The 8,853-nt window shown below is 58.1% G+C and carries 8 protein-coding genes, 1 tRNA gene and 2 rRNA genes (1 of these 11 running past the window's edge); 5 read left to right on the forward strand and 6 right to left on the reverse strand.

Translation table 11 applies throughout. The features are described 5' to 3' along the window. Window positions 1-6: 6 nt before the first annotated feature. The gene (locus tag ACTG1P_RS11650; RefSeq protein WP_440001343.1) at window positions 7-909 is read right to left on the reverse strand and encodes a LysR family transcriptional regulator; all 903 of its coding nucleotides are present in this window, start codon (window positions 907-909) and stop codon (window positions 7-9) included. Window positions 910-1,005: 96 nt separating this feature from the next. Here ACTG1P_RS11650 and ACTG1P_RS11655 point away from each other — a divergent pair, with 96 nt between their 5' ends. Next, the gene (locus ACTG1P_RS11655; RefSeq protein WP_440001344.1) at window positions 1,006-2,058 is read left to right on the forward strand and encodes an HlyD family secretion protein; all 1,053 of its coding nucleotides are present in this window, start codon (window positions 1,006-1,008) and stop codon (window positions 2,056-2,058) included. Continuing rightward, entirely contained in the window at window positions 2,058-3,611 is a 1,554-nt protein-coding gene (locus ACTG1P_RS11660) for a DHA2 family efflux MFS transporter permease subunit (protein WP_440001345.1), read from the forward strand. Before ACTG1P_RS11655 ends, ACTG1P_RS11660 begins: the two co-directional genes overlap by 1 nt. A 78-nt stretch (window positions 3,612-3,689) precedes the next feature. Here the strand turns inward: ACTG1P_RS11660 and ACTG1P_RS11665 are convergent, their stop codons facing one another. Continuing rightward, window positions 3,690-4,316 (reverse strand): lysoplasmalogenase, encoded by a 627-nt coding sequence (locus tag ACTG1P_RS11665; protein ID WP_115544282.1) that lies wholly within the window; start codon window positions 4,314-4,316, stop codon window positions 3,690-3,692. 187 nt (window positions 4,317-4,503) lie between these two features. Between ACTG1P_RS11665 and ACTG1P_RS11670 the strand changes: the two genes are divergently transcribed. After that, window positions 4,504-4,647, forward strand: coding sequence for a hypothetical protein (locus ACTG1P_RS11670; RefSeq protein WP_162182404.1), 144 nt, complete (start codon window positions 4,504-4,506; stop codon window positions 4,645-4,647). A 210-nt stretch (window positions 4,648-4,857) separates the two neighbouring features. Here the strand turns inward: ACTG1P_RS11670 and ACTG1P_RS11675 are convergent, their stop codons facing one another. Then, window positions 4,858-5,976 carry a fatty acid desaturase gene (locus ACTG1P_RS11675; protein ID WP_440001346.1) on the reverse strand — a complete coding sequence of 373 codons (1,119 nt, stop codon included), beginning with the start codon at window positions 5,974-5,976 and terminating at the stop codon, window positions 4,858-4,860. Window positions 5,977-6,123: 147 nt separating this feature from the next. Between ACTG1P_RS11675 and fabR the strand changes: the two genes are divergently transcribed. Together fabR and ACTG1P_RS11685 are read left to right on the forward strand one after the other, a co-directional pair. Next, entirely contained in the window at window positions 6,124-6,744 is a 621-nt protein-coding gene (gene fabR, locus ACTG1P_RS11680) for an HTH-type transcriptional repressor FabR (protein WP_005339921.1), read from the forward strand. Window positions 6,745-6,763: 19 nt separating this feature from the next. Continuing rightward, on the forward strand, window positions 6,764-7,120 hold the full coding sequence (locus ACTG1P_RS11685; RefSeq protein WP_184236199.1) for a YijD family membrane protein: 357 nt from the start codon (window positions 6,764-6,766) through the stop codon (window positions 7,118-7,120). 344 nt (window positions 7,121-7,464) lie between these two features. On the opposite strand, the gene ACTG1P_RS11690 is transcribed toward ACTG1P_RS11685, so the two are convergent. The 3 genes from ACTG1P_RS11690 to ACTG1P_RS11700 all read right to left on the reverse strand — a co-directional run. Further along, window positions 7,465-7,541, reverse strand: a tRNA-Asp gene (locus tag ACTG1P_RS11690). Between the two features lie 96 nt (window positions 7,542-7,637). After that, a 5S ribosomal RNA gene (rrf, locus tag ACTG1P_RS11695) occupies window positions 7,638-7,752 on the reverse strand. Between the two features lie 79 nt (window positions 7,753-7,831). Continuing rightward, window positions 7,832-8,853, reverse strand: a 23S ribosomal RNA gene (locus ACTG1P_RS11700); it runs 1,868 nt beyond the window's last position.

An 8,853-nucleotide genomic window follows, 5' to 3' on the forward strand; every position in this document is an offset into this window, starting at 1 on the left:
CTCCCCTTACAACAACTTGTCGATGCCAAACTCGGCGCCGTTCTCAATCATGAAATCGATGAATGCCCGCAACTTGCGCGGCATCAGCCGCCGCTCCGGAAACAGCAAATAAATCGGCACCCTGGGTTGCTGCCACTCTGGCAGCAGGATCACCAGCTCGCCGCTGGCCAGCTCATCCTGACAGAGCATAGCGGGTAACGAGGCCAACCCCAGCCCCGCCTTCGCCGCCTCCCGGGCACAGGTAATATTATTGACCCGAAAACGGGATGGGGGGTCAACCAGCACCTCTCTGCCATCCAGCTCGAAACACCAGTGAGAGGCGAGAAACCCGCTGCTCACCGTCACCCGCTCGTGGTTGGCCAGATCCTCCGGCCGCTTGATAACCGGACTACGCTCCAGATAGGCAGGACTGGCACAGAGCAGCCTTCCGGTGCTCCAGAGTCGGCGCGCCGCCAGATTGGAGTCGCTCATGTCGCCAATCCGCACCACCGCATCCAACCCTTCACTGATGGGGTCCACCACCCGGTTGGTCAGCTCCAGCTCCACCTGCAGGGCGGGATAGGCCTGCAAAAACTTGGCGACCAAGCGCCCAACCACCAGTTGCCCCGTCTCGATAGGCACCGCCAGTTTGAGGATGCCGGTCACCTCCTGCTGGCTGGCACTCAGCATCAGCTCGGCTTCGGTCAGGGCATCGACCGCCTTGCTGCAGTGCAGGTAGTACTTCTCCCCCTCCTCGGTCAAAGTGAGCTGACGGGTTGAGCGATAGAGCAGCCGCACTCCGAGCCGCTGTTCAAGCTCGGCGATGCGGCGGCTGACCATTGCCTTGGTCATCCCCAGCTCGCGGGCAGCCCCCGTAAACGAGCCCTTGTCGACGATACGCACCAGAATTAACGCGGCATTGAGATCCATTGTTGCACCAGTGAAACTGTATATCTCGTGAACCAATACTAATCGAAACAGTTGACCAGTGTTAGCCTGCGCCCCTTAAGTTCAGGAATCACAAAAATGAGTCAACACAAAAAAATTCCCCTGCTGGCAACCATGATATTGGCGCTGCTCGGTCTGCTGTTCGCCGGTTACTGGTATCTTCACGGCCGCTATTTTGAAAGCACCGACAACGCCTATCTGCAAAGTGAAGTGACCGGGATCAGCTCCAAGCTACCCGGTTATATCCGCGAAGTGCTGGTCACCGACAACCAGCCGGTCAAAGCGGGCCAGCTGATCGCCCGTCTCGATGATCGCGAATACAAAACCAGGGTCGCGGAGGCCGAAGCCGACCTGCGCCTCAATCAGGCGACGGCCGAAAATCTGGCCGCCACCCGCACCCAACAACTGAGCCTGATCCAGCAGGCCGAGGCCAAGGTCGCCTCCGCCAATGCCGAACAGCTGCGTGCCAGCCAGCAGGTCAACCGGATCAGTCAGCTCAACCAGCGCCACTACAGCTCGCAAGACAGTCTGGACGAGGTACGTGCCGGCCTGCAGGTCAATCAGGCGCAAGCCCGGGAGGCCCAAGCCGCCCTGCAAGCGGCCCGTGAGCGACTGCTGGTACTGGATGCCGAGCGCAAACAGAATCTAGCCAAGCTGGCATTGAGCGAAGCACAGCTGGAGCAGGCCAAGCTGGAGCTCGGCTACACCGAACTGCGGGCACCGGCCGATGGCATCATCGGCAAGCGCAGCCTGCGGGAAGGGCTCTACGTCCAGTCCGGCATGCAGGTCGCCAGCCTGGTGCCACTGCAGCAGGTATGGGTCGAGGCCAACTTCAAGGAGACCCAGCTCGCCCATATGCAACCGGGCCAGAAGGTCGAAGTGGTACTCGATGCCTACCCGGATCAACCGGTCGAGGGGATCATCGACAGCCTAGCCCCGGCGACCGGTGCCAAGTTCGCCCTGCTGCCGCCGGAGAATGCCACCGGCAACTTCACCAAAATCGTGCAGCGGGTACCGGTGAAGATCCGCATTCCCGAGCCAGGCCCGCTGGCAGGCAAGCTGCTGCCGGGTCTCTCCACCGAAGTGATCGTGGATACTCGCGCTCCTGATCCCGTGGTGGCTGCCAACTGATGGAACCCATTCCACGTCGCAACTGGATCGCGGTCATGGGGGGCCTTATCGGCGCCTTCATGGCCATCCTCGATATCCAGATCACCAATGCCTCCCTGAAGGATATTCAGGGAGCCCTGTCAGCCACCCTGAGCGAAAGCTCCTGGATCTCCACCTCCTATCTGGTGGCGGAGATGATCGCCATCCCCCTGAGCGGCTGGTTGAGCCGAGGGCTGAGCATGCGCCGCTACCTGCTATGGACCACCGGCGCCTTTATCGTCGCCTCCGTGCTCTGCTCGTTCAGCTGGAACCTCACCAGCATGATCGTCTTCCGGGCGCTGCAGGGCTTCACCGGCGGGGCGCTGATCCCGATGGCCTTCTCCCTCATCGTCACCCTGTTGCCGCTACAGAAGCGGGCCACCGGCATGGCGCTGTTTGGCCTCTGCGCCACCTTCGCCCCCGCCATCGGCCCGACCCTCGGCGGCTGGCTCACCGAGCAGATGTCGTGGCACTACATCTTCTATCTCAACGTGCCGCCGGGACTGCTGGTGATGGCCATGCTGGCTCACGGGCTGGATAAAAAGCCGGTGGACTGGGCCGTGATCAAGCGGGTGGATCTCATCGGTATCGTCACCATGGCGCTCGGGCTCGGCCTGCTGGAGGTGGTACTGGAGGAGGGCAATCGGGAGGACTGGTTCGGCTCAAGCTTCATCGTGCGACTGGCAGTCATTTCGGCGGTGGCGCTGGTGTTCTTTGTCATCAGCCAGCTGATCCGCCGTCACCCGCTGGTCAATCTGCGGCTGCTGCACAACCCGCGCTTCGCGCTGGCCTGCTTCGCCTATCTGATCCTCGGCATGGCGTTGATGGGCTCCATCTATGTGTTGCCGCTCTATATGACCCAGATCCACAACTACAACGCGCTGGAGATCGGCGAGGTACTGATGTGGATGGGGCTGCCGCAACTGCTGGTGCTACCGCTGGTGCCCAGGCTGACCCACAAGATAGACCCGCGCTATCTGGTGAGCTTCGGCTTCCTGATCTTCGCCGTCAGCTGCTTTATGAACGTCAACATGAGTGCCGACTACGCCGGTCCGCAGCTGATCCAGTCGCTCATCGTGCGGGCGCTGGGGCAGCCCTTCATCATGGTGCCGCTCTCCCTGGTCGCCACCGCCAGCCTGAGCCACGACGAGATCCCCTCCTCCTCGACCCTGCTCAACGTGCTGCGCAACCTGGGTGGTGCGTTCGGTATCGCCATCATCGCGACCCTGCTCGACAACGATACCCGCACCCATGTGCTGCAAATTGGCAGCACTCTGGCCGCCAGCAGTATCGAGGGGCAAAACTATCTGCTGCAGCTGGCCCAGAGCATGATGGCGCAGGGTTCAGGCCCCGAGATAGCCCAGCAGCAAGCCCACGCCATGCTGGCCAATACCATCAACCGGGAGGCGGCCATCATGGCCTACAATCAGGTGTTCTACATCATGGGGATCTTCCTGCTGATCGCCAGCTGCCTGATGTTGTTGCTCAAATCCCCCGCCCCACGGGCAGCGGATGCCGAACCGCTAGAGGCGTGAAAAACCGCCGGGCATAAAACGAAAAACGGGCCAAGGCCCGTTTTTCGTTATCTGTTACCTGCACTCAACCAGAAGGCGTTATCCCGCCAGCGACCCTGCAATCAGGAATTGCGCAGCGAAGTAGCTACTCATCACCCAGGCGCGGGCGTGGGGAAAGGGGCGGCGGAAGCGATCGAGCGCCAGCATGCTGTCGGAGAAGAGGAACATCAGTGCCCCCACCAAAGCGGCGGCAGAACCGGCAGTGAGAGAGGCGTGCCAGGCACCGGCGGCCACCCATGCCATGCCGATGATCACCAGCATGTAGCAGAAGACCGGGATCCGCATCTCCCCCAGCTTGCCCCACAGCAGGCCAAAGACCATGCCGGCGATCAGCAACAGCAGCAAACCATCCACCAGATTGAGCAACAACGGCCCCTGGGCAAAACCGACGATATAGCAGAGATGCGCGACAAAAAACGCCGCTAACCCCTGAATGAAGCGATCGCTTGGCAGCATCAGCAGCACATCGCCCGCCAGCGAGAGGCAGAGGCCGAGCAGGATCCAGGCGTGGGAACCATCGTGGTCATAACTCTGATAGCCGAACGCCAACGCGATGATAAGCAGCATGGTCAGCGGCTTGCTGATATAGAACTGGCGGCTGTCTGAACCGTAGGCAGCACGGATGTGCCACCAACCTGAAGCGATGATCAAGAAACTCAATAACATGCCCTGCTCCTCACCTGTTGCTCGCAGTCATACGGCAACCGTTTTTATCATGATGCAGGGTAACAAATTCCCTCCCCCAGTGGCAGGGGTGCTTATCAAATGGACAGACTAAGCCTAAAGTCTAATTGCCGCCCCGAGTGGTTCAGGGCATAAGTGACGGGTCTGGAGGATCACCATGGAAGAAGCTATGAAAAACTATCTGCCCGCCATCGATATCATGATGTGCCATCTGGGGATCAGCTTTGAGCAGGCCTGCGAACAGCTCGGTCTCAGCCAGCAGGAGCAACAGGCACTGGATCAGTTGCAGCAACAGCAGAGCCAAGCCAACTAAGCCCTCCCGTTATTGGATATCATGATGCGCCATCTGGGGATCAGCTTTGAGCAGGCCTGCGAACAGCTCGGTCTCAGCCAGCAGGAGCAACAGGCACTGGATCAGTTGCATCAACAACAGAGCCAAGCCAACTAGCTTGAGTTGAATCATAAAAGAGAAGACCGCCAGCTGGCGGTCTTCTCTTTTAGTCTGTTTGACACCGGCAAGGCATCATGCAATGCCTGCCAGCAAACGACTCCAGTTGCGTTTACCAGCGATGAAGCCGTCACGCATGGCCCGGTACTCCAGTTGCAGCTTGAGGCGGTCATAGCGCGCCAGCGCCTTGCGCTTGCGCAGCTCCAGCAGCCGCTTGCGACTGGCGTAATAGTGTTGTAGCTGCTGACTCAGCTTGTCGTACTCCTCCTGCAACAGCGCCTGCCACAGCTCGCGATCTTCCTGCTTGCGCAACTTGGCTTGTGCCCGTTTCAGTTGCATCTGCAGTCGAGCTTGTTCGATACGCTCCTCCGGCGAGGATCTGAGATCCCCCGCCAGACCACACCAGGAGGCGAGCCGGATCAACCACTTGGTCGGATCGAACTGCCACCAGTGAATGCCGTTGCGGTAGTCATTCTCGAACAGGTGGTGAAAGTTGTGATACCCCTCGCCAAAGGTGAAAAAGGCCAGGATGCCGTTATCGCGAGCGGTATTGCGGTCGGTATAGGGCTGACTGCCCCAGATATGGGCCAGCGAGTTGATGAAGAAGGTGGTGTGGTGAGTCATCACCATTCTCAGCACGCCCGCCAACAGCAGCATGCCGAGCAAGTCCCCGTGCCACAGGCCGAGCAGCAGCGGCAGACCCAGATTGGTCGCCAGCACCAGCACCAGATAGTGACGATGCTGAAACGCGACCACAGTATTGTTCTGCAGATCGCGCACATTGCTGTAATCGCCATAGCGATCTCCCTGATGCTCCCGCAACATCCAGCCGATGTGGGAGTACCAGAAACCGCGCCCCGCGCTATAGGGGTCTTTTTCATTGTCATCCACATGGCGATGATGACGGCGATGATCGGCCGACCAGTGCAGGGCCGAATTCTGTAGCGCCAACGCGCCGCCGATGGCAAACAACCACTGTAAAGCGGGGTGCGCCTTATAGGCCTTGTGCGACCAGAGCCGGTGATAGCCTGCGGTGATGGAGAGACCACTCAGGCAGAACAACAACAGGAAACTGGCCCACTGCCAGAGATCGTAACCGTGGCTCATGCCATACCAGGGTACGACAATCAACGCCACTATCCCGGAGAGGGAGAACAGCAGGGTATTGGTCAAAATAATCGGGGGTCTGGCCATCTCATTGCATCCTTTCAGCGAACAGCTGTTCACCATTTTCCATGGCGATTTCCTCACGGTCAATGGTAAAAAAGTAGGATACAAACCTGATCCTGAGGCGCCTTCGGGTTATCATTTGGCCTCGATAAGCTGAAGGTGACTGATTCTGTGGGTATTCGCGCTCAACAAAAAGAAAAAACCCGGCGTACATTGATCGATGCTGCATTCAGCCAACTGTGTGCCAACCGGAGTTTCTCCAATCTCAGCCTGCGGGAAGTCGCTCGTGAAGCGGGTATCGCCCCCACCTCTTTCTATCGCCACTTTCGCGATATGGAAGAGCTGGGCCTGACCCTGGTTGACGAAGGGGGTCTTACCCTGCGCCAACTGATGCGCCAGGCACGCCAGCGCATTGCCGGTGGCGGCAGTGTCATCAGCACCTCGGTGCAGACCTTTATGGAGTTCGTAGAGAACAACCCCAATATCTTTCGGCTGCTGCTGCGGGAACGCTCCGGCACCTCGGCCGCCTTTCGTCAGGCGGTAGCTCGCGAGATCCAGCACTTCATCGCCGAGCTGACCGATTATCTGGAAGCCACCACCGAAGCGCCACGGGAAGATGCCTACATCCAGGCTGAAGCCATGGTCACCATCGTATTCAGTGCCGGTGCCGATGCGCTCGACATGACCAGCGAAGAGTGCCGGGCACTCTCCGACCGAACAATTCGCCAACTGCGGATGATCGCCATGGGCGCCGAGGTACAGAACCAGAAGCGCCGTGAACCTCACCCATGACCCCAGGATGGAGAACGATATGACTGAACAGCTTATGATCCCGAAAAAACCGCTCGCCATGGCTATGCTGATTGGTATCTGTGGCGATGCCTCGCTGGCCGTGCTGACCAACTCGGTCGTGCCCTTCTCCTTCTTCCCGCTGATTGCACTCTGGCTGGCAGCCTATCAGCTTTTCCAGCACTATCGCCATGAACCCATGGTGGGTAATACCCCCATCTGCACCCTGCTCTGCTTCTTTATCGGTGCCTTCGGCCACTCCGCGCTACTCAAGGTGCAATACCCGGAGCTTGGCAGCAACTTCTTCTCCCTGATCATGATGCTGCTGCTACTGGCAGCCCTCTCCATCAAGCTTGGCCTTAGCATTGGCAGGAAATAGAAGCCCTGATAAATCAACCGAGTGATGGTAATCACCTGATAGATAAAGCAAAGAGGCCTTCCCGACGGGAAGGCCTCTTTGTTTGTGGTACACACATTAATCCAGCGGGGCGATGCCCAGATGAAGGAGGGGAAAGTATGAAGCACACCAGCACCCTGCCCCCGACAGATACCAGTCTTGACCGATAGCAGAGCGGAAAATGGTTGAGGAACGACCAGAAAAAGGTGGCATTTATAGACAAAACAGCAAGGAGTGAGGGCTTTTTGGCCCAAGATGATAAAACCAAGACTTAAAAACGGCACATAGCAAAAAGGCCTTCCCTGTCGGGAAGGCCTTCAAATTAGTGGCGGAGCGGACGGGACTCGAACCCGCGACCCCCGGCGTGACAGGCCGGTATTCTAACCGACTGAACTACCGCTCCGCATTCGGTTAGCTTGCGCTAAATCTTGTGCCGCTTCGTTGAGGTGTCATCCTCGCAGCCAGTGACGTGATTCTTCACATCGCTGTTTAATTGGGTGCCTGGCAGTGTCCTACTCTCGCATGGCGAATGCCACACTACCATCGGCGCTACCGCGTTTCACTTCTGAGTTCGGCATGGGATCAGGTGGTTCCACGGCGCTATGGCCGCCAGGCAAATTCTTCAATCTGTGAAAGCTGATGTAAGTAATTCGTTCATTCGCTACAAGGCCCAGAACACTTCTTGGGTGTTGTATGGTTAAGCCTCACGGGTAATTAGTACGGGTTAGCTCAATGCATCGCTGCACTTACACACCCCGCCTATCAACGTTGTGGTCTCCAACGGCCCTTTAGGACCCTCAAGGGGTCAGGGATGACTCATCTCAGGGCTCGCTTCCCGCTTAGATGCTTTCAGCGGTTATCGATTCCGAACTTAGCTACCGGGCAGTGCCACTGGCGTGACAACCCGAACACCAGAGGTTCGTTCACTCCGGTCCTCTCGTACTAGGAGCAACTCCCTTCAATCATCCAACGCCCACGGCAGATAGGGACCGAACTGTCTCACGACGTTCTGAACCCAGCTCGCGTACCACTTTAAATGGCGAACAGCCATACCCTTGGGACCGACTTCAGCCCCAGGATGTGATGAGCCGACATCGAGGTGCCAAACACCGCCGTCGATATGAACTCTTGGGCGGTATCAGCCTGTTATCCCCGGAGTACCTTTTATCCGTTGAGCGATGGCCCTTCCATTCAGAACCACCGGATCACTATGACCTACTTTCGTACCTGCTCGACCTGTCCGTCTCGCAGTTAAGCTGGCTTATGCCATTGCACTAACCTCCTGATGTCCGACCAGGATTAGCCAACCTTCGTGCTCCTCCGTTACTCTTTGGGAGGAGACCGCCCCAGTCAAACTACCCACCAGGCACTGTCCGCGAGCCCGATTCAGGGCCCTGCGTTAGAACATCAAACATACAAGGGTGGTATTTCAAGGACGGCTCCAGCGCAACTGGCGTCACGCCTTCAAAGCCTCCCACCTATCCTACACATGTAGGTTCAATGTTCAGTGCCAAGCTGTAGTAAAGGTTCACGGGGTCTTTCCGTCTAGCCGCGGGTACACCGCATCTTCACGGCGAATTCGATTTCACTGAGTCTCGGGTGGAGACAGCATGGCCATGGTTACACCATTCGTGCAGGTCGGAACTTACCCGACAAGGAATTTCGCTACCTTAGGACCGTTATAGTTACGGCCGCCGTTTACCGGGGCTTCGATC

It is taken from the genome of Aeromonas sp. 11P (assembly GCF_051920165.1).
GTDB lineage: Bacteria > Pseudomonadota > Gammaproteobacteria > Enterobacterales > Aeromonadaceae > Aeromonas > Aeromonas veronii.

What these genes read in the sequence shown, in the direction of transcription:
- ACTG1P_RS11665 (WP_115544282.1), bottom strand. Translation starts at nt 4,316, where the DNA reads ATGTTATTGAGTTTCTTGATCATCGCTTCAGGTTGGTGGCACATCCGT.
- ACTG1P_RS11685 (WP_184236199.1), top strand. Translation starts at nt 6,764, where the DNA reads ATGACTGAACAGCTTATGATCCCGAAAAAACCGCTCGCCATGGCTATG.
- ACTG1P_RS11670 (WP_162182404.1), top strand. Translation starts at nt 4,504, where the DNA reads ATGAAAAACTATCTGCCCGCCATCGATATCATGATGTGCCATCTGGGG.
- ACTG1P_RS11650 (WP_440001343.1), bottom strand. Translation starts at nt 909, where the DNA reads ATGGATCTCAATGCCGCGTTAATTCTGGTGCGTATCGTCGACAAGGGC.
- ACTG1P_RS11655 (WP_440001344.1), top strand. Translation starts at nt 1,006, where the DNA reads ATGAGTCAACACAAAAAAATTCCCCTGCTGGCAACCATGATATTGGCG.
- ACTG1P_RS11660 (WP_440001345.1), top strand. Translation starts at nt 2,058, where the DNA reads ATGGAACCCATTCCACGTCGCAACTGGATCGCGGTCATGGGGGGCCTT.
- ACTG1P_RS11675 (WP_440001346.1), bottom strand. Translation starts at nt 5,976, where the DNA reads ATGGCCAGACCCCCGATTATTTTGACCAATACCCTGCTGTTCTCCCTC.